The following is a 19,261-nucleotide window of genomic DNA, read 5'->3' on the forward strand; positions in this document are numbered from 1 at the left end:
CGAGTTAGGCACTTGCCTGCCTGTCTTGGGCTCAAAGGCCATAGACGCCCTTGTGATGCAACCACGACATCAGATCTGATGTGTCATATCGCGTCCAATTTGGGTCCCGGCAATCCCGTACCTTGGTCGACGGAAATCAATTTCGATCATGAGAAACTCGCAAACCACGGGATCACCAACTTCACTACGAACCAGATAGACACCTTCGCTTAAGTGAGAATTGTCGCGACAATTGGCCATGCCCTCGCCTCGTCCACTCACGTCCACCCTTTTCCACATGTCCTGATCGTGCTATTAATGCCCTCGGCGACTTCGCAAGTCCATGATTTTTCTGCGAAATCAATCGCTTAACTGCTCAGCGATCAAGCTCTTCTGGGCATAGATTTCCGCTGGCAACTGCGGTGTCCGGTAGTCAGTTGGTCGAACTGGCATAGTTCGGTCGGATTACGAGTAGAGCCTATCACCAGCGGAGGACTCGCCCCCGAATCGCTCCGCTCAAGCTGCCGCGCTGTCCTCAAGAGTGGCTATGCGCTCTTCGCAGATTACCTGCACCGCTCGGCCGAGCGCTTCAACGCGCTCGCCGAGCCACGCCAGCTCTTCCTCGCTTATCCGGTAGTGCTTCGAGTAGCGCGCCTTCACATAAGCTTCCTTGAGTTTCTCAAAGCGTGCGCGATCAGCTCGGGTGTCGCGCGGCCACGCGTCGACGAGGCGAGGATCGATGCGTTCGGCCTGAGTACGGAGAAAGCCGAGATTGTGGACATGCGGCGTATAGAAGGTGCAGACCAGCAGTACGCAGTGGTAGAGACGCTCAGTCGCTTGATGCAATTCGAACGCAGCTTTGCTCTTGCGGCCCCGGTCTAGATTAGAACGAAAGTCGTCGAAAAACTCGCCTGCGCTCGGAAACCATTGTTCGAAATACTCCCGGGCCATCGCCAGCGCCTGCGCGGGCGTCTTCGGCTTAGGCTCGTGGAACTTGGTATCCTCGCTCTGATAGAGCGCAATCCCGTCCCGTGCGACGTCCATGAAGAAATAGCGCCCATGCGCGAGCCCATCGTTCACCTCGCGGAGCGTGTGGACGATGAAGTTGACCGGCGTGCGCAGCGTTCTGGTGATCGCCAATTCGCGGTCGAGGCGCTCCTCGGCAGTGGCCCAAAACTCGACCGGGTCAGTCAGCCGCTCGTCGTTGACGACGACCAGCAGATCGAAGTCGGACTGATACCCCTTGGCAGTGTGCGGCTCATCGACCCAGCCGCCGCGCGCGTAGCTTCCATATAGGATTATCTTGAGGATGCGGGCGTGGCGCTTCCAGTCGACGGTGGCGTTCGCGACCCTGTCGCCAAACTCTTCGAAGAGGATCTGCACAACGCGCTCGAGTTCGCGCTGTTTGGCTGCCGGCAGGTGATCGAGGCTGGTCCTCATGATCTCGATCCTAGCGCCCAGACGCGGTACAGTACACCTTACCGGGCGAAGGTGTGCCCGGAATGGAGCCAACGGCGCCGCGGTCCGCAGCCGAGGGGGGCGTCTTCCTCTGTTTCCGCCGGGTATCAGTGCTAGACGATTCCGTCGGCACTGAATCGTTTCGAGAATGCTCATATTGTCCCGGATTCGAGTCCGGCTTTCGGACCGAATTAGGGGTGGGGCCATATAGGGGCCACGAATTGCCCAATGGAAACAAAATGTATTAATTGCAATTAGTTATTGCTGAGTTGTGAGTCCTGTAAGCGCACCATCGTCATCACCGATAATGTTCGAGCCACATCGTTCGATCGATGGTTCGATGCAGCAGACAGGACTGACGCTCCAGATCCGACGCCTGGCCTCCACCTGCCGCGTCATAGGCATGCTGACAGGCTTGGTCGCGGGTTTTGATCCAGTTCCGCTGGCTGGCGCGAAGCGTGGTGCGGCGCGGAGGGGTCAGGCTGGTCATCACCATTCGATAGGCCTGATTGAGCCTGGCATCCTGCCTGTCGTGCTCGGCCATGACGCACTCGAGCGTATCCGGCACGAGTCCTGCCGCAGCCTTGGTGCATTCGTAATAGGTGCTGCTGAGTCGACGCTCCTGGGCGGGCGTCCATTCTTGGGCGGCGGCAGCCGTCGAGAGCGCTAGAAACGTCGCCGAAGCGAGCAATGAAATGGTCCTCATGGGTTTTTCCTGTTCAAGAACTCACTCGTCGCCGCTGGCGAGCAGCGCCAACAATGTCGTGCCCTCGGCGCGGATGTCTTCAAGTTGCCAGCTTCCATCTCCTCGGGGAGACCAGATGGCCACCATGTCGCGTGGTCCTGCGGACGAGATCGTCCGGACGCTGACCTCCATGCCTGCGGTGGTCGGTTTCGAGGTGATCGACGCAATGCGCAGCGACGTGGCTTCCTGCATGCCGGTCAGGAAATCATGATCATAATTGCCGACATCGTCGCGGCTCTGGTTACGGCGATATGCCACAAGCAAGTCGGGAGCGAGCGGCAGCGTCGTCAGCCCGTCTCCGTCCCCCGACGCGGAAACGGCAATCGCGGCACGCATCGCTTCGACTGGGTCCGTGACCACGGGGTAGGTGTCCGGGGCGTTTGTCTTGGACCGTGACTGCGACTCCTGGGGCACGGGCATTGTGGTCGGCGTGTTCGCCAGGGAATCCACCGCACTGAAGTCGGGATTATTGGCCTGCCGGGCCAGCGCTTTCCGTTCCGGATCGAGTGCGGCGACATTATTGGAGGATTGTGTCGACCCGCACGCCGCCAGCAGCGCGCATCCGATGATCAGAGTTGCTCGTCGCATCATGACCTCTCCTATCGCTGTTCTCAAAGATAGGTGACTCCCACTTGCGCGAAGATGAATATAGTTTCGGAGCGGCTGAGCCGAACTATTCTTGCGACGAGCGACCTCTTCTCGTCACGCCCGCAGGATATTCGATCGTGACCAGGCGGCAGGATGCGGAACCCTGCTGACACCAGATGGGCCGCCACCTTTCCTTGGCTGCAACTCGCGATGACGCAAAGTTGCGCGCCGAAAGCGGCGTGCCGACTGCACAAATGGCGCCGCCCCCAAAAACCTCAGTCAGAGCTTGATATCGTTGGCCTGCGCCTGGCGTGACGCGGCTGTGAGCGCGGATGCCTCAGGCCCGGAAAGGGCCAGGACTGGGCGAACCGTCCGATTCCGATGGTCATGGAAATCGTTATGGGCACGATGGGGCCGAGTGCTCAGTTCCGCTAACTGCAAGGTCCCGTAACTCTCCATTGCGCGGATATTCCGGCGGACATGGTCGCGGGAGAAGCGTGCGACTGCCTATCCATTACCCCAGTTCTTCATCGGTTTGGGGGCGTACTCAGGATGGGCGAGCGCAGTCGCGTTCAAGTGGTCGTGGTCGGCGCGGGGCCTGTCGGTTGTGTCGCGGCAATGCTGTTGGCACGTCAGGGCATCGACGTGATGTTGACGGAGCAGGGCGCCGATTGTGCCGCCGACATGCGCGCATCGACCTTTCACCCGCCGACGCTGGAGATGCTGGAGTCGCTGGAGATCACGCCGCGGCTGATCGAGCGTGGACTGAAAGCCCCGGTCTACCACTGGCGCGATCGTCGTTCCGGCGAGGTGCTGGCGTTCGACCTGAGCGAGATCGCCGACGCGACCCGTCACCCCTATCGCATCCAGTGCGAGCAATATCATCTGTCGCGCATGCTGGCGGAGCGGCTTGAGGAGACCCCGAACGCCGAGGTCCTGTTCAACCACCGCGTCGTCCATTTCGAGCAGGATGAGACGGGCGTCAGCATTGCGCTGGAAACGCCGATGGAGATCCGCCATGTGCGCGCGGATTACATGATCGCCGCCGACGGGGCATCGTCGATCGTGCGCAAATGGCTGAGGGCGGAGTTCGACGGCTTCACCTATCCGGAGAAGTTCCTCACGCTCAGCACCGACGAGCCGCTCGAGGAGACGATCCCCGACCTCGCCTATGTCAACTATGTCGCAGATCCGGACGAGTGGCTGGTGCTGCTGAAGGTACCCAAGCTCTGGCGGGTGCTCGTCCCGACATTCGATCAGAGTGACAATGGCGTGCTGATATCGGACGCGAACAAGAATGCGATCTTCGAGCGACTGATCGGACATGGCCATGACGTGCGGACGTTCCACCGCACGATCTACCGCGTGCATCAGCGCGTCGCCAAAAGCTTCGTGCACGGTCGCGTCTTCCTCGCCGGCGATGCCGCGCACCTCAACAATCCGCTGGGCGGGTTCGGCATGAACAGCGGCATCCATGACGCGTTCAATCTGGTCGAGAAGCTTGTTCCGGTGATCAATGGGAACGGCGATGGGGAGGCGCTGGCGCGATATGACCGCCAGCGTCGCACGGTGACGCACAACTTCACCCAGCATCAGACGATCCAGAACATGGAACTGATGCGTGCGGGACAAAGCGAGGCCTATCGCATGACCCGCGACCAGATGCGCGCGCTGACCGAGAATGATGACGCGCGGCGCACCTATCTGCTGCGCCAATCGATGATCACGAGCGTGCGGGACGCGGCGGCGATCGCCTGATCGCCAGCATCGGGCGGGAGGACAGGAATGACGGACATACTGGGCTGGCGCAAAGTCTTCGGGGTGCTCGGCCCCTCGACCAACACCGTGGTTCAGCCCGATTTCGACGACCTGCGCGTACCGGGTGTCACCAATCACTATAGCCGCATCATCGTGCAGAACCCGACGGCGCTGTCGGACGCGGACTTCATTCGCGGAACCGATGCGATCGACGCGGCCACGCACGACGCGGTGCGCGCGGTGATGACGTGCGAGCCGGATTATCTGGTCCTCGGCATGTCCGCGGTGACCTTCTATGGCGGGGCCGAAGGCTCGGCGAAATGGACCCGTGCGGTGGAGGACGTCGCCGGCACCAGGCTGTGCACCGGGTCGGCCTCGCTGATCGAGGCGTTCAAGGCCTATGGCGGGATCAGGCGGATAGCAGTGCTGTCCCCCTATTTCCCGGTGGCCAACGAACAGGTCCGCAACTTCATGAGCGATCACGGGATCGAGGTCGTGCGCGATACGCCGCTGCGCTGTCAGAGCTGGCTGCACATCGCCCGAGTGACGCCGGCGAAGCTGCGCGAGACGATCCTCGATCTGGATGGCGATGACGTCGACGCGATCGTCCAGGTGGGCACGAATTTGTCGATGGTGCGGCTGGCAGCGGCGGCCGAGACGTTCCTGCAAAAGCCGGTGATCGCGATCAACGCCGCGACCTATTGGAACGCGCTGCGCCAGAACGGCATAACCGACCGCAAGGAGGGTTTCGGTCGGCTGATGGCCGAGTTCTGACGCGAAGGAGTGACGGGTTGGCGCATGTCGGGCCATGACTGTGGTCCGACATGCGCCGATCAGTATCGATGGATCAGCCGGCCTTCGCGATCGCCGCCATCGCTTCGGCCTCGCCGATCACCTCGGCAACCTTTGCCTGGATATCGAACAGGTTGGCGTCCTGGACGCGCGGATCGCGGTCGCCGCATGCCTCACGCACCACGAACGGCAGGAAACCGTGGCATAGCGCATCCAGTGCGGTGGCGCGGACGCAGCCCGAGGTCGAATAGCCGGTGATGAACAGCGTATCGATACGCGCGGCGGTCAGGATCGCGGCGAGCGGCGTTCCGAAGAATGCCGACGGGAACTTCTTTCCCAGGACCAGATCACTCTCGAGCGGCTGGAGGCTGGGCGGAAACGCGCCGAGCGGCGAGCCTGGAGCAAATGCGCGGAGCGCCGGCACCTTGCGATAGAACATCCCGCCGTCAAACCCGTCGGCCCGGTATTCGATGTTGGTGAAGATCACCGGGATGCCTGCCTTGCGCGCCGCCACCGCCAGCCGCTCATTGGCGGCCAGCTCGGTCTCGACCCCGGCATAGAGGTGCGATTGCGGGTCGAGATACGCCATCACCAGATCGATGATCAGCAGCGCTGGCCGCTCGCCCGGGGTCAGCTTGCCGCCGAAACCGGCGGCGGCATAATCGCCGTCGAGGTTCTTTTCGTCGGTCATCGCGATCAGTCCAGCTGACCGGGAATGTGGCTTTCATGATTCTGGAGATACCAGTCGGCAATCTCCTCGCGCGTCGCCCACCACACGCCGGGCAGCGACTTGGCATGTTCGATGAACTCGCGGATCGCCCGGATGCGGTGCGCCCGGCCCGACACGTGCGGATGAAGGCCGACATTCATGATGCGGCCCGACGTCGCGCCTTCCTCGTGCAGCACGTCCAGCTCCTCGATCAGCGCCTGGGCGAACTGATCGGTGGTGAAGTTCTTGCGCGTGATGAAGGTGAAGTCGTTGATCTCGTTCGAATAGGGCGTCGAGACGATCGGGCCGTGCGGCGTCTTCAGCAGATAGGGCTGATCGTCGTTCATGATGTCGCAGTAGAAGGTGCAGCCATATTCGGCGAGAATGTCGGCGGTCTGGAGCGTGCCGCGCAGCGACGAGCTCAGCCAGCCCTTTGCCTTGCGACCGACGAACTTCTCATACTGGTCGAGCGTCCGCAGCACGATCTCCCGCTCTTTCGCGGGGTCCTTGGCGAAATCGGTAAGCAGTTCACCCTGTTCCCAGTTATGGGCGAGCAATTCCCAGCCACGTTCGAGCACCGCGTCGGTCATCGCCTTGCGCCGGTCGAAGGTGACCGCGTTGGTGGTGCAGCTGGCCTTCACGCCCAGTTTGTCGAGAAGCTCGATCAGCCGCCAGATACCGACACGCTGGCCATATTCGCGCCAGGTGAAGTTGGGGAAATCGGGCGTGTCCCCCGGGAGGATGTCGGGCAGGATCGCCGGGCCGCCCGCATAATAGGGCTTGCTCGTCTCCTTGGTGAGATCCCAGGTTTCGAGATTGAAGGTGAGAATGAGCGCGACGCGAGCGCCGTTCGGCCATTTGAGCGGCTGGCGATCGGGCAGGGCGCTATACTTATAGTCCACGAACATGTTCTCCCGGAACGAGCATACGCGGCCAGAATTGCCGCGACGCCGCTCAGGGTCACGCCCGCGCCGGCCGAGTGGTCAACAGGTGGCTATTCGGCTGCGGCGATATTCGGCGCGAGCTCCGTGGTGATCATGAAGCCGGTTTCGCGCAGCGGCTCGACGAACTGTGCGACCGCGTCGGTCATGCGGATCGCCGACGAGAAGAAGGCGAGCGTCAGCGCGCCGGCGACACGGCCATGTTCGAAGATCGGCACTGCGATCGACGAGGTCTTGCCGGGGTTGCGCGTGAAATGGTTGTTGCCGCGCGTCGCATAGCCCTGGCGCCGGATGTCCTCGAGCAGCGATTCCTCCTCGATCATGCGCATCGTATGGACCGGAATCCGATCCGGCAGACGCTTGAGCGAGGCGAGGATACCGGCGCGTTCATCCTCCGGCATGTGAGCGAGGTAGACGAGGCCCGAGGCGCATTCGAGGATCGGCAGAGAGTAGCCGGGATAGTAATCGTTGAAGGTCAGGGTCGTCAGCGAGTGGGTGGAATCGCGGATCACCATGTTCGAGCCGACATGGGTCGACAGCGAGATCGGCCACATCACGCGTCGAGTCAGTTCGACGATATGGGGTCGCGCGGTCTGGACGATACCCGCATGTCCCTGAAAGCCATGCGCCAGCGTTTGCACCAGCCCGGTCGGCCGATAGCGTTTGCGTACGGGCTCCTGTTCAATCAACCCTTCGAATAGCAGCGTCTGCACGATGCGACATGCGGTCGGATAGGGAACGCTGGAAGCGCGGGCGATCTCCATCATGGAGAGAGAACCACCACGGTTGACTGCCTGAAGGACGGCAATTCCCCGGGCGAGCGAGCGGATCGGAACACCTTTTTCCATGACCGCAGGATGACTCTTTTATGTCGGCTACGCACGCGCAAAATGCGCATTCGTTCCATCATTCGGCGTATTTTTTTCCCATTATATCGTCGAGGCGGTTGCGATGCCGAAAATTGATGCAAGTCCCCGCGGACAATGCCCGTCGGATGGGCAGCGGTGGCCTCATTCCGATGTGCGGGCGACCGATTCGGCGACTTGCCCGAGCGTGTGAAACTCGGTGTCGCGATTGCCGTCGAACCAGCTCAACAGCCTCTCAAAGGCGTCGATCCGGTAGGGGAGACCCATGACGTAGGGGGTGACGTGCAGCGGCAGCAACCGCCCGCCATATCGACAGGCCTCATTTGTCAGCAGCGTGTGCGCATCCTGCATTTGCTGGACGTAGGAATCGGCGGACTGTTGCTGGACGATAATGATCTGCCGGTCCGAGAGCTCGTGATTGACCGGGACGCTGACGATCGGACCGGCTTCGGTATCGAAGCGATAAGGGAGTTCGTCGTTCACCCAGTCGGCCATGTAGCGCAGGCCGGCTTCGGCAAGCAGTCGGGGCGTGTTGAACGATTGCGACCGAGCGATCGACATCCATCCGTCCGGTCGCCGGCCAGAGACCTGCTCCAGCGTGTCGAGCGACCGGGCGATCAGGGCGCGCTCTTCATCTTCGGCCAGGCCGGAGGCGATGGTGCCGTTCATGTCGGTCGAATGGGCGACGATCTCATGCCCGGCGGCCCTGATGTCGGCGATGATCGAGGGATAGCGCTCGGCGATCGCCGCGTTGGTCGCAACCGATACCCGGGCACCGACCCGCTCGAACGCATCGAGCAGGCGATAGAAGCCGACCCGCGTGCCATAGTCGCGCGAGGTATAGTGGCGATAATCGGGATAGGGGGTGGCCATATGCCCCGGAGCACGGAACGGCGCATCATTGGGCAGGATCGGAAACCATTCCAGGCTGACGACGACCGCAACCGCAACCGATACGCCCGATGGCCAGGCAATCGGGGGGCGTTCGAACAGGTTCGACCACGGATAATGGTCGTGATCCATGCCGTGGCGACGGCGCGGATAGTCGAGATAGGCGGGATCCAGGCTCATGCCGCCACCTGCGCCATATAATGATCGGCAATGTCCCCGCTGCGTGTGATCCAAGCCCGGCCGTCTGCCGCGATGTGGCGCAGCACATCCTCGAACGCGCCGATGCGATGCGGCTGGCCGATCAGATAGGCGTGCAGCGGGATGCACATGACGGTGCCGGAACCTGTCCGTTCGCCCTCGTCCGCCAGCCGCTCATACTGACGGATCAGCGTGTCGGCATAATCGCGCGGCGACATGTTGTAGACGAAGAAGCCGTAATGATCGTTGACCTCGAGGCTGTACGGCATCGAGATCAGCCTGCCCCTGGCGACATGGACTTCGCCCGGCTGGTCGTCATGATAGAGGTCGCAGGTATAGCTCAGTCCATATTCGGCAATCAGGTCGAGCGTACGCGGCGTGTGGGTCAGCGCGGGGGCGAGCCACCCCTTGATCGCCTGCCCCGTCGCCTCGCGCACGGTGCGGATCGAATCCTCGATGATCGCGCGCTCCTGCTGCTCGTCCATCCCATAGCTGTACCGGGTGTTGTAGATGCCGTGGCTGAAGAACTCCCAGCCGCGCGCATTGGCGTCCGCGACGATCTCGGGATGATGCTGGCACATCGCGACCGACAGGCTGACGGATCCGGGAAAGCCGTGCCGCGTCATCGCCTCGGCGAGGCGCCAGTGGCCCACGCGGTTGCCATAGTCGCGGTGCCCATAGCCGACGACGTCCGGGTGCGGCTTCGCCCAGCTCTTGCGGTTCGGGTTGGCGGGGGGATCGAGTTCGTAGAATTCGATATTGGGCGAGACCCAGACCGCGACCGACTTCCCGTCCGGCCAGGCAAGCCCGGGCCGGCCGCGATAGGGGCGGAAGTCGTAGAGGCCGGGATCCTTCTCGCCCTCACGCATCGGGCTGCGCCTCTAGCCAGTCGATCACCGTCTGCACCGGCTCGACATCGGCATATTTGAGCTGAAGGTCGGTCAGGTTGGCGAAGTGATAGCTTTCATGCTTGTCGGCGCAGGTCTCGATCGGGACGATCGTGCGATAGCCGCGGCTCAGGCTGTCGACCGCGGTAGCGCGCACGCAGCCCGAGGTGGAACCGCCGGTTACCACGACCGTGTCGACCCTGTGCCAGACCAGCAGGCTTTGCAGCGGCGTTTCGAAGAACGCCGAGGGCATGCGCTTGGTGTAGATCGCGTCCCGGCCGGCATCGATCTCGCAACGCTCGTCCAGGGCGTGGCGACGGCTGCCGACCTTGATGTTCTGCAGGCTGTCGGGGGTGTTGGTGCGCGTGCCCCATATGCCCGCGTCGCTCGCATCTTCCATGAAGGCGACGTGCGTCCAGACAACCGGCATCCCCTTGGCGCGGGCGAGCCGGGAGATCGCATTGCTATGCTCGATTTGACGCGGATCCGTCTCGTAGGCGGTCTTGAACTCGTCGATCCGGGTATAGGCGTTCTGGAAATCGACATTGACGATCGCAAGCTTGCTGCCGAAACCGAACTTCGCGCGCGCCGGGTTCGCCATCACCTCGTCGAACAGCTGCCGCGCGGTCTTGCCGTCGCTCACCATCCGCGTGCCGACCATGGGACGATCCGACATCATGCGACCTCCGCTACGCGCGCCGGCATGAAGCCGAGCGGTACTCTTGCGTCGGGGAGGAAGCCGAACATCTCCTCGCCCGGCAAGGCGGCGGTCACGATTTCCCGCACTGCGAGCAAAGCGTCGATATCGATCCCGGTGCGCAGGCCCATCGCCTCGAGCATGAACACCAGATCCTCGGTCACGATATTGCCGCTGGCGCCCGGTGCAAACGGACAGCCGCCGATGCCCCCCAGCGAGGCGTCGAGCGTGGTCAGTCCCGCGTCGAGTGCAGCGAGCGCGTTCGCGAGACCAAGTCCGCGCGTATTGTGCAGGTGGATGCCGGTCAGCGCCGCATCGCCGGTCACGCCGCGCACCAGTGCGATCATTCGCCTGACCGCCGCGGGATCGGCATAGCCGGTGGTGTCGGACAGCCCGACCTCATCGCATCCCGCCGCCATCAGCGCCTCGGCAAGCCGCGCGATTTGCGCGTCGGGAATCCGGCCTTCCAGGGTGCAGCCGAACACGGTCGACAGGCTGCCTTCGAAATGTGGGCGCCGATCGGCCGGCAGGGCGGCGATCAACGCGCCAATCTCGCGCGCCTCCGCGATCACCTGATCGTGCGTGCGGCGCAAATTGGCGAGGCTGTGCGTCTCGGATACCGATAGCGGCAGGGTGAGCTTGTCCGCCCCGGCTTGGATCGCAGCGGCCGCGCCCCTGGCGTTCGGCACGAGCACGGCGACGGTCAGGTCGGGGATCGTCTTGGCATAGGCAACGATCTCCGCCGTATCGGCGAGTTGCGGGAGCAGCTTTGCCGGGACGAAGCTGCCGACCTCGATCTCTCGCACGCCGGCGGCTGCCTCGGCGGCGATCCACGCCTTCTTCGCCTCGGTCGGCATGATCGATTTGATGCTTTGCAGGCCATCGCGCGGCCCGACTTCGCTGACGAGGATATCGATGTCCGACGAGCGGTCAGCCATGCTCACTTCCTTGCTCATTTGTATTCAATCTATATCAATTGAACCGAGGCTGTCGAGGAGCGAAGATGGAACGGGAGGCATTGCCGCTTGCGGGTATCCGCGTGGTGGAGTTCTCGCACATGGTGATGGGGCCGTCGGTTGGCGTCATCCTGGCCGATCTCGGCGCCGATGTGGTCAAGGTCGAGCCCAAGGGCGGCGATCAGACGCGCAAGCTGCTCGGGTCGGGCGCGGGCTATTTCCCGATGTTCAATCGCAACAAGCGCAGCCTGTGCCTCGACCTGAAAAGCGAGCAGGGCCTCGAGGTTGCGCGGCGGCTTGCGGCGCGATCCGATATCCTGATCGAGAATTTCCGGCCCGGTACGCTCGCCAAGCTCGGCCTGGGCTATGACGTGCTTGCAGCAGACAATCCCGGCCTGATCTATTGCTCGGCCAAGGGCTTTCTCGCCGGTCCCTATGAGCATCGCACCGCGCTCGACGAAGTGACCCAGATGATGGGCGGGCTTGCCTATATGACCGGTCCGCCGGGCCGCCCGCTGCGTGCGGGATCGTCGGTGGTGGATATCACCGGCGGCATGTTCGGGGTGATCGGCGTGCTCGCCGCGCTGGAGCGCCGGCATCGCACCGGCAGGGGCGGCGAGGTGAAATGCGCGCTCTATGAAACGACGGCGTTTCTGGTCGGCCAGCACATGGCGCAGAAGGCAGTGACCGGAAAGGCGCCGCAGCCGATGCCGGTGCGCGTCTCTGCCTGGGCGATTTACGACGTGTTCGAGACCGCGAACGATGGCGAGCAACTGTTCGTCGGCGTGGTGAGCGACGGCCAGTGGAAGACATTCTGCGACGCGTTCGGGCTGACCGAGCTGGGCGGCAATCCCGACTTCGCGCTCAACAACCAGCGTGTCCTGGCGCGAGACGTGATCTTGCCGCAGGTGCGCGCGCTGTTTGCCGACATGCCGCGTGACGCCCTGATCGCGCATCTCGAGAAGCTCGGCCTGCCGTTCGCGCCGATCGCCCGGCCCGATGAGCTGTTCGACGATGCCCATCTCAACGCCGGCGGGCTGGTCGAGGTTACGATCCCGGGGGGCGCGCGCACGAAACTCCCGGGCCTGCCGGTCGAGATCGACGGCGAGCGTCCGGGTTTGCGGCACGATATCCCGCAGATCGACGCCGACGCCGATGCGATCCTGGCGGAGCTCGGCTATTCCGCGGACGAGGCTGCCGCGATCAGAGCGTGACCGCCGGGCCGCTGCGCCCGTGCAGGTCGAGGTTCAGCCGGTAGCGATCCGCGCGATAGTCGGCGACGGTGCGCAGGATCGGCGCGCCGCCCGCGCCGGTCACGACCCGCTCGACGCGCAGGACTGCCGCGCGCGGCTCGATGGCGAGGGTGGCGGCGAGTGCGGGGTCGGCGGAAAGCGCGGAGATCGTCTGGTGCCCGCCCTGGAGGGTGTGGCCAAGGTCCTGGAGCAGCGCCAGCATCGGCTTGGCAGCAAGCGCGGCGGCGTCGATCCTGCCCATTGCGGCTGCGGCCGGGACGTGACTGGTCACGCGGCCCAGCGGCTCGCCATCGAGCAGGCGCAGCCGCACCGCGCGTACGACCGGCGCGCCCGGCGCGAGCGCCAGTGCAACCGCCGCGTCGGCGTCGGCCAGTTCCTCGCCGATCGACAGGACGCGCACCTGCGTGTCGCGCCCGAAGGCCAGCAGCGCCTCGACCGCATGATCGAGATGGGCTTCCATCGGCGGCGCGGCGGGCCGGAAGATGACGCGCGTACCGATACGGCGACGGCGTTCGACCAGCTTGTGCTCGGCCAGCTCGTCGAGTGCGCGGCGCGCAGTGATGCGGGAAACGCCCCATGCTGCGGCAAGCTCATGCTCGGTCGCCAGCGCCGATCCCTCGCGTCGCTCGCCGCGCAGGATTTCGTCGCGCAAGGCGAGGAAAATCTGGTGATAGAGCGGCACCGCGCCCGCGCGGTCGAGTCCGGGGCTGTTCATCACGTCTCCGCTGGTCGGATGCAATTGTTATAGAGTGATGGCAAAATCCGCCACCGGCAACTAGATGCGGGTCATGGTGGAACCTCGCACGGCCTTCGACAAGATGTGGGACGCGCACCTCGTCGCGGATCTCGGCGGGGGGACCGGGCTGATCCTGGTCGACCGCGTGCTGCTGCACGAGCGGACCGGCGGCGTGGCGCTCAAGAGCCTCGAGGCGGCAGGCCGGGCAGTGACTGCACCGGCTCAGGCATTCGCGACGATGGACCATGTCGTCGATACGTTGCCGGGCCGCACCGACCGCACCATCATGCCGACCGGGCGCGACTTCATCGTGGCGACGCGCCAGGCGGCGAAGGCGGCCGGGATTACGTTGTTCGATCTTGGCGATCCGCGCCAGGGCATCGTTCACGTCATCTCTCCGGAACAGGGCATCGTGCTGCCGGGCGTGACCCTGGTTTGCCCCGACAGCCATACGTGCAGCCAGGGCGCGCTGGGGGCGCTCGCCTGGGGTATCGGGTCGAGCGAGGCGGAACACGCGCTGGCGACATCGACGCTGAGGGTCAGGAAACCCCGGACGCTGCGCATCACCGTCGATGGAACGCTCACGCCGGGGGTGACCCCCAAGGACCTGGCGCTGCATCTGCTTGCCCGTTTCGGCTCAGCTGGAGCCAAGGGGCATGTCATCGAATATGATGGCGAGGCAATCCGCGCGCTCGACGTCGAGGGGCGCTTGACGCTGTGCAATATGGCGACCGAGTTCTCCGCCTTTACTGCGCTGATCTCTGCCAACGAGAAGGTGTTCGAGTATCTCAAGGGCCGCCCCTATGCGCCTCGAGGCTCGGCCTGGGACGCGGCGGTCGCACACTGGCGTACGCTGGTCAGCGATGATGGCGCGCGATTCGATCTCGATCTGCGGGTGGACGCAGCCGATGTCGCGCCGATGGTCAGCTGGGGCACCAGTCCCCAACAGGCCGTGAGGCTTGACGGCGTCGTGCCGGGGTTCGACGCCGTGGCCGGCCGGGATACGCGCGAGGCCTATGATCGCGCGCTCGACTATATGGGGCTGGACGGCGGCACGGCGCTGACGGGGCTGCCGATTGGTGCCGCCTTTATCGGATCGTGCACCAACAGCCGCATCTCCGACCTGCGCCGCGCGGCGGCGGTGCTGAGGGGGCGCAAGGTCGCGGCCGGCATCCGCGCGATCTGCGTGCCGGGATCGAGCCAGGTCAAGGCGGCCGCGGAGGCGGAGGGGCTCGACGCCGTCTTCCGCGAAGCCGGCTTCGAGTGGCGCGAGGCAGGCTGCTCGATGTGCTTCTTCTCCGGCGGTGAAAGCTTCGCGGCACAGGAGCGGGTGATCAGTTCGACCAATCGCAATTTCGAGAGCCGGCAGGGGCCGGGGACACGGACACATCTCGCCTCGCCCGAAACGGTCGCGGCCTCCGCGATCGCCGGCGCGATCGCCGACCCGAGGATGCTGGCATGATCCCGTTCGCCACGCTGACCTCGCTCGCGGTGCCGCTGATCCGCGACAATATCGATACCGACGCCATCATCCCGTCGCGCGAGATGAAATCGGTCTCGAAACATGGTCTGGCGGACGGTCTGTTCGCCGGGTGGCGCTATGCAGCGCCGGGGTCGCGCGACCCCAATCCCGACTTCGTGCTGAACGACCCGCGCTACGCCGAGGCAGCGATCCTGCTCGGCGGGGCCAATTTCGGGTGCGGATCGAGCCGCGAGCACGCCGCCTGGGCGCTCGCCGAATATGGGTTTCGCGCGGTGATCGCGCCCAGCTTCAATCCGATCTTCCGCGCCAATTGCGTGCGCAACGGCATCGTTCCGGTCGAGCTGGATCCGCTGCCGATCGCGGCGGAGGCGGGCGCGGTGACGGTCGATCTGCCGGCGCAGGTGGTGTGCGGCGCATCGGGCGCGACCTGGGCGTTCGAGATCGAGGCGGAAGCCAAGGCGATGCTGGTCGGAGGGCTCGACGAGATCGGGCTCACGCTTCAACGCCGCGGCGAGATCGAGACGTTCCGCGCCGCCGATCGCGCAGCGCGGCCCTGGGTCTATCTCGACAGCTGACGCGCTGCCGACCGGCCCGCGATACGGCCGAGCGTGACCGCGGTGCAGAGCCCCATTGCCGGGATGTAACCCCAGGAGGACGGTCCCGATACGCTGCGCGCCGCCCCGCCGCCCGCGAACAGATTGGGCAGCGGCGAGCCGTCGGGGCGCAGCACGCGTGCGTCGCCGTCGATCTGCAGGCCGCCCTGGGTATGATAGAGCGCGCCCACGATCCGCAATGCGAAATAGGGCCCCGCCGGCGGCTGGTCGTCGCCCCAGTCACGCCCGAAACCGTCTGGCCTGCCGGCGCGCTGGGCCTGGTGCGCTTCATCGAGGGACGCTGCCAGTGCCTGAGCATCGACGCCGATCCGCGTTGCAAGCGATTCCAGCGTATCGGCGCTTTTGGCTGCGTTGAGTTCGTTCAACTCGCGCGCTTCCGGAATATGCGCGGTCGCCGCGTCGATGCGGGCGTCATAGACCACCCAGCAATGATCGCCCGGCTGTGCCAGGACGGGACGCACCATCCCAGCAATGTCCGCGCATTCGTCGACGAAGCGTCGGCCCTGCATATTCACGATCACGCCGCCTTCCATGAGGACGCCAGGCGGCACACTGATGCCGTGCGGATCGGTGAGCATCGCATAGCCCTGATAGCTGCCCATGTCCCCGACCGCCGCGCCGATCGCGCGACCCAGACGAATTCCGTCGCCGCGGCTGCCTTCATGCGCGTTGAGTTTGGCTGCGGTGACTTCGGGCATGTGCTCGGCGACCATTGCCGCATTCGCTGCGAATCCTCCGGTCGCCAGGATCAGGATTTCGCAGCCGATGCGCTCGATCTCGCCATCGACGCGGGCGATTTCGACCCCCAGCACCCGGCCGTGCGAATCGGCAATGATGTCGCTCAACCGCGCACCGGTCACCACGTCGACTCCGGCGTCGCCGAGTCGCGCATGGAGCAGGTCGATCATGTCGCTGCCGCTATGTCCGGCCCAGCCATGGACGCGCAGCCGGCTGTTGCCATAGGCGGCACGAAAGCGCGTATCGAGGTCCCATGGCAGGCCGATCTCGTCGACGAGCCAGTCGAGTGTCGGCCCCGATTCATAGGCCAGCGCCTGGGCGATGACCGGGTCGGTCTGACCATGGGTCTTCGCCAGGATGTCGGCCAGGAAAACTGCGCCGTCATCCTCAACGCCATGCGCCGCCTGCGCCCGCGTCCCGGCTGCGGCGATCAGTCCCTGCGACATGGCCGTCGAACCGTGCGGATGCGCGTCCTGTTCGATCAGCAGCGGGGAGACACCCTCGGCATGGGCGGCAAGCGCGGCAACCGCACCGCATGCGCCGCCGCCCGCGATGAGGATCGGGACGGTCAGGTCGAAATCGGTCATGATCTTTCGTCTCCGCCGAATCGGTCGTCAGTGTCGTACGCCGGCCTTTAGCCGAGGCGGACGCCCCCCAATCAGAGCCGGATCAGGACCTTGCCGACATGATCGCCAGTCTCGAGATAGCGATACGCCTCCAGCGCGTCGTCGAAGGCGAACTCACGATCGATCACCGGCTGAATGCCGTGCAGGTCGATCGCCCGTACCAGCCGGGCCATCATCGCCCGGCTGCCCTCGGCGATGCCGGTCAACACCAGATTCTTTCCGATAATGGTGCCGAAATTGGACAGTCCCTGGCTGGCAGCGCCGGCGAGCGCACCGATGATCACGATCCGCGCATTGGTCGCTGCGGCGTCGATCGACTGGCGCAGCGTGACCTGGCCGCCCGTCTCGACGATGACGTCGGCGCCCGCGCCAGCGGTGGCCTCAAGCAGCGCCTTCTCCCAGTCGGGCGTGGTGCGATAGTTGATGGTGATGTCGGCGCCCAGCGTGCGCGCGAAGTCTAGCTTGTCGTCGCTCGACGAGGTGATGGCGACTCGCGCGCCCGCCGCCTTGGCGATCTGAAGCGCCCAGATCGACACGCCGCCCGTGCCAAGCGCCAGCACCGTGTCGCCCGCCTTGACCTTGCCGACCTCGACCACTGCGTTCCAGGCGGTCAGCGCGGAAGAGGCGAGTGCGGTGACCTGAACGTCGCTGAGGCTGTCCGGGACCGGCACCAGCGCGGCCGCCGGCACGCGCACCTGCTCGGCGAGCCAGCCGTCATGCGTGATACCGACGTCATGGGCGAACGCGCTGCGCTGGAAATCGCCGTCGATCCAGGTGACGAAGTGCGGCGCGACCACGCGCTGGCCAATGGCGAGACCGGTCACGCCTTCGCCCATTGCCAGAATTTCGCCCATGCCCTCCGATACGGGCACGCGATCGTCCGGGCGACGCGGCCCATAGCTTCCCTTGAGCACGAGCATGTCGCGATGGTTGAGGGCGACAAGGCGAACCTTGACGATCGCCTCACCGGGGCCGGGAACGATGTCGGGCCTGGTGACCGGGGTAAGCGAGTCGAGGCCCGTCTGAGGGCCGATCTGAAAAGCTTTCATATGGCTGGATTCCGATAATCAGTTGGCAGGCTGGGGCAGGGGGCGCGTCTCGCCCCGCTTCCAGTCGATGCCGTTCAAAATGAGATTGGGCAGCACGCTGTTGTCCCATTCGGGCTGCTGCGGAGGATTGTCGCCCATGCGCAGCACGACCGTCCTGGCCGCGCGCGAGATGAAGACGGTCTGGTTCGAGTTTCCGTCGAACAGGATCAGGTCGCGGTCGGCATAGGGCTGGGAATGCAGCACCTTGGGTCCGGGCTTGTCCGGGGCCGCAAAGCCGCGACGCTGCACATAGGGCCCGGCGACCCAAACGCCGAGGCCGTAATGCGGGTTCGCGGCGGTACCGGTCGCCATCTGGGCGACATAGCCGAACGGCAGCAGCCGCTTGCCGCCCGCCATACCGTCATTGGCGAGCAGGATGCCGAGCCGCAGGAAGCTCTCGGCGGGCAGGGTCATGCAGCATCCGGAGTGGGCGAGCCCGCCGCGCTTGCTCACCCAGATCTCGCCGCCGGGCGCACCAACCGCGGCAAGAATGCGCTTGCCGACGAAATCGGCATAGCGCTCCCCCGTCGCGCGCTCGATCAGGAGAGCGACGAGTTCGGCAGTGGCATTGCCATAGCCATATTTTTCGCCCGGCTTGCTGGTCAGGGGATAGGCGATCAGCGCCGAAGCGAGGTTCGGTGAGATATAGGCGCGGTTGACCGGATGATCCGGATCGCTGCTGACCATCTGTTCCATCAGCCCGGCACGCATATCGAGCAGGTGCCGCACGAGGATCCCCGCCTTGGGCGTGCCGCGCCATTCGGTGATGAAATCGGCAACCGGCTGGTCCAGCGACTTGATCTTGCCGAGCTGGATTGCATGACCGACCGCGATCGCAGTCAGCGGCTTGGACAAGGATTTGGAGACGAGCTGGCTCTTGGCATCGCGGCCTTTGAAATAGGCTTCGCGCTCGATCCGCCCGTTGCGCCACACGATCAGCGCGGTGGAGTTCATCCTCGCGGCATAATCGACGGCAGCATCGAGCGCCTTGGGTGAGATGGTGTTGCGACCCGGCGCCACGACGGGCAGGGGGCGAGCGGTCGGCGCGCCCGGCAACGGTTCCATCGGATCGTACTTCAGAATGACGCCGCCATTCTTCATCAGCGTGGCGAAACGCTCCCGGTAGAGCGCCTCGTCGTCCGGGTCGGTCGATGCAGCCGTCAACATCACCGCCGCAGCGGAGATGCTCAACATGAGCGCGATGCCTGCGCCGCGCGATCGGTTCAGCCCTTTTCTCATGAGGCGAGCATCCCGTTCG

19 protein-coding genes are annotated in these 19,261 nt (G+C 64.6%); 5 read left to right on the top strand and 14 right to left on the bottom strand.

Annotated features, from left to right (window positions below; all coding sequences use genetic code 11):
* Positions 1 to 495: 495 nt before the first annotated feature.
* From ACZ1H8_RS12460 to ACZ1H8_RS12470, 3 genes are all read right to left on the bottom strand, one after another.
* Complete coding sequence (locus ACZ1H8_RS12460) at positions 496 to 1,419, bottom strand: HEPN domain-containing protein (protein ID WP_465177507.1); 924 nt, start codon at positions 1,417 to 1,419, stop codon at positions 496 to 498.
* Positions 1,420 to 1,735: 316 nt separating this feature from the next.
* Entirely contained in the window at positions 1,736 to 2,143 is a 408-nt protein-coding gene (locus ACZ1H8_RS12465) for a lysozyme inhibitor LprI family protein (protein ID WP_465177508.1), read from the bottom strand.
* A gap of 21 nt (positions 2,144 to 2,164) precedes the next feature.
* The gene (locus ACZ1H8_RS12470) at positions 2,165 to 2,773 is read right to left on the bottom strand and encodes a hypothetical protein (protein ID WP_465177509.1); all 609 of its coding nucleotides are present in this window, start codon (positions 2,771 to 2,773) and stop codon (positions 2,165 to 2,167) included.
* Between the two features lie 615 nt (positions 2,774 to 3,388).
* On the opposite strand from ACZ1H8_RS12470, the gene ACZ1H8_RS12475 reads away from it, so the two are divergent.
* Both ACZ1H8_RS12475 and ACZ1H8_RS12480 read left to right on the top strand, forming a co-directional pair.
* Complete coding sequence (locus ACZ1H8_RS12475; protein WP_465177510.1) at positions 3,389 to 4,528, top strand: FAD-dependent oxidoreductase; 1,140 nt, start codon at positions 3,389 to 3,391, stop codon at positions 4,526 to 4,528.
* 27 nt (positions 4,529 to 4,555) lie between these two features.
* Positions 4,556 to 5,302: a maleate cis-trans isomerase family protein gene (locus ACZ1H8_RS12480; protein ID WP_465177511.1), complete on the top strand. Its 747-nt coding sequence runs from the start codon at positions 4,556 to 4,558 to the stop codon at positions 5,300 to 5,302.
* Between the two features lie 73 nt (positions 5,303 to 5,375).
* Here ACZ1H8_RS12480 and ACZ1H8_RS12485 read toward each other — a convergent pair whose 3' ends face one another.
* From ACZ1H8_RS12485 to ACZ1H8_RS12515, 7 genes are all read right to left on the bottom strand, one after another.
* Positions 5,376 to 6,011, bottom strand: a complete 636-nt coding sequence (locus ACZ1H8_RS12485) for an isochorismatase family protein (protein WP_465177512.1) — start codon at positions 6,009 to 6,011, stop codon at positions 5,376 to 5,378.
* A 5-nt stretch (positions 6,012 to 6,016) separates the two neighbouring features.
* Positions 6,017 to 6,931, bottom strand: a complete 915-nt coding sequence (locus tag ACZ1H8_RS12490; RefSeq protein WP_465177513.1) for a polysaccharide deacetylase family protein — start codon at positions 6,929 to 6,931, stop codon at positions 6,017 to 6,019.
* 92 nt (positions 6,932 to 7,023) lie between these two features.
* Positions 7,024 to 7,818, bottom strand: coding sequence for an IclR family transcriptional regulator domain-containing protein (locus ACZ1H8_RS12495; protein WP_465177514.1), 795 nt, complete (start codon positions 7,816 to 7,818; stop codon positions 7,024 to 7,026).
* A gap of 162 nt (positions 7,819 to 7,980) precedes the next feature.
* The gene (locus ACZ1H8_RS12500; protein ID WP_465177515.1) at positions 7,981 to 8,907 is read right to left on the bottom strand and encodes a polysaccharide deacetylase family protein; all 927 of its coding nucleotides are present in this window, start codon (positions 8,905 to 8,907) and stop codon (positions 7,981 to 7,983) included.
* Positions 8,904 to 9,794: a polysaccharide deacetylase family protein gene (locus tag ACZ1H8_RS12505; RefSeq protein ID WP_465177516.1), complete on the bottom strand. Its 891-nt coding sequence runs from the start codon at positions 9,792 to 9,794 to the stop codon at positions 8,904 to 8,906. The genes ACZ1H8_RS12500 and ACZ1H8_RS12505 overlap by 4 nt, the downstream gene beginning before the upstream one ends.
* Complete coding sequence (locus ACZ1H8_RS12510) at positions 9,787 to 10,491, bottom strand: isochorismatase family protein (RefSeq protein WP_465177517.1); 705 nt, start codon at positions 10,489 to 10,491, stop codon at positions 9,787 to 9,789. Before ACZ1H8_RS12510 ends, ACZ1H8_RS12505 begins: the two co-directional genes overlap by 8 nt.
* A complete protein-coding gene (locus tag ACZ1H8_RS12515) occupies positions 10,488 to 11,447 on the bottom strand; it encodes a hydroxymethylglutaryl-CoA lyase (protein WP_465177518.1) in 960 nt (319 codons plus the stop codon). The genes ACZ1H8_RS12510 and ACZ1H8_RS12515 overlap by 4 nt, the downstream gene beginning before the upstream one ends.
* Before the next feature lie 65 nt (positions 11,448 to 11,512).
* Between ACZ1H8_RS12515 and ACZ1H8_RS12520 the strand changes: the two genes are divergently transcribed.
* Positions 11,513 to 12,679 (top strand): CaiB/BaiF CoA transferase family protein, encoded by a 1,167-nt coding sequence (locus tag ACZ1H8_RS12520; protein ID WP_465177519.1) that lies wholly within the window; start codon positions 11,513 to 11,515, stop codon positions 12,677 to 12,679.
* On the opposite strand, the gene ACZ1H8_RS12525 is transcribed toward ACZ1H8_RS12520, so the two are convergent.
* Positions 12,669 to 13,433: a GntR family transcriptional regulator gene (locus ACZ1H8_RS12525; protein ID WP_465177520.1), complete on the bottom strand. Its 765-nt coding sequence runs from the start codon at positions 13,431 to 13,433 to the stop codon at positions 12,669 to 12,671. The two genes, ACZ1H8_RS12520 and ACZ1H8_RS12525, sit on opposite strands and share 11 nt — an antisense overlap.
* Before the next feature lie 73 nt (positions 13,434 to 13,506).
* Between ACZ1H8_RS12525 and ACZ1H8_RS12530 the strand changes: the two genes are divergently transcribed.
* Complete coding sequence (locus ACZ1H8_RS12530) at positions 13,507 to 14,916, top strand: 3-isopropylmalate dehydratase large subunit (protein WP_465177521.1); 1,410 nt, start codon at positions 13,507 to 13,509, stop codon at positions 14,914 to 14,916.
* The gene (leuD, locus tag ACZ1H8_RS12535; protein WP_465177522.1) at positions 14,913 to 15,512 is read left to right on the top strand and encodes a 3-isopropylmalate dehydratase small subunit; all 600 of its coding nucleotides are present in this window, start codon (positions 14,913 to 14,915) and stop codon (positions 15,510 to 15,512) included. The genes ACZ1H8_RS12530 and leuD overlap by 4 nt, the downstream gene beginning before the upstream one ends.
* Here leuD and ACZ1H8_RS12540 read toward each other — a convergent pair.
* The 3 genes from ACZ1H8_RS12540 to ACZ1H8_RS12550 all read right to left on the bottom strand — a co-directional run bounded on the left by ACZ1H8_RS12540 (position 15,497) and on the right by ACZ1H8_RS12550 (position 19,242).
* A complete protein-coding gene (locus ACZ1H8_RS12540) occupies positions 15,497 to 16,876 on the bottom strand; it encodes an FAD-dependent oxidoreductase (RefSeq protein WP_465177523.1) in 1,380 nt (459 codons plus the stop codon). The genes leuD and ACZ1H8_RS12540 overlap by 16 nt on opposite strands.
* Before the next feature lie 71 nt (positions 16,877 to 16,947).
* On the bottom strand, positions 16,948 to 17,964 hold the full coding sequence (locus tag ACZ1H8_RS12545; protein ID WP_465177524.1) for a zinc-dependent alcohol dehydrogenase family protein: 1,017 nt from the start codon (positions 17,962 to 17,964) through the stop codon (positions 16,948 to 16,950).
* Between the two features lie 18 nt (positions 17,965 to 17,982).
* Positions 17,983 to 19,242 carry a serine hydrolase domain-containing protein gene (locus ACZ1H8_RS12550; protein WP_465177525.1) on the bottom strand — a complete coding sequence of 420 codons (1,260 nt, stop codon included), beginning with the start codon at positions 19,240 to 19,242 and terminating at the stop codon, positions 17,983 to 17,985.
* Positions 19,243 to 19,261 lie beyond the last annotated feature (19 nt).

Source organism: Sphingomonas sp. BL-S-25 (assembly GCF_055521555.1).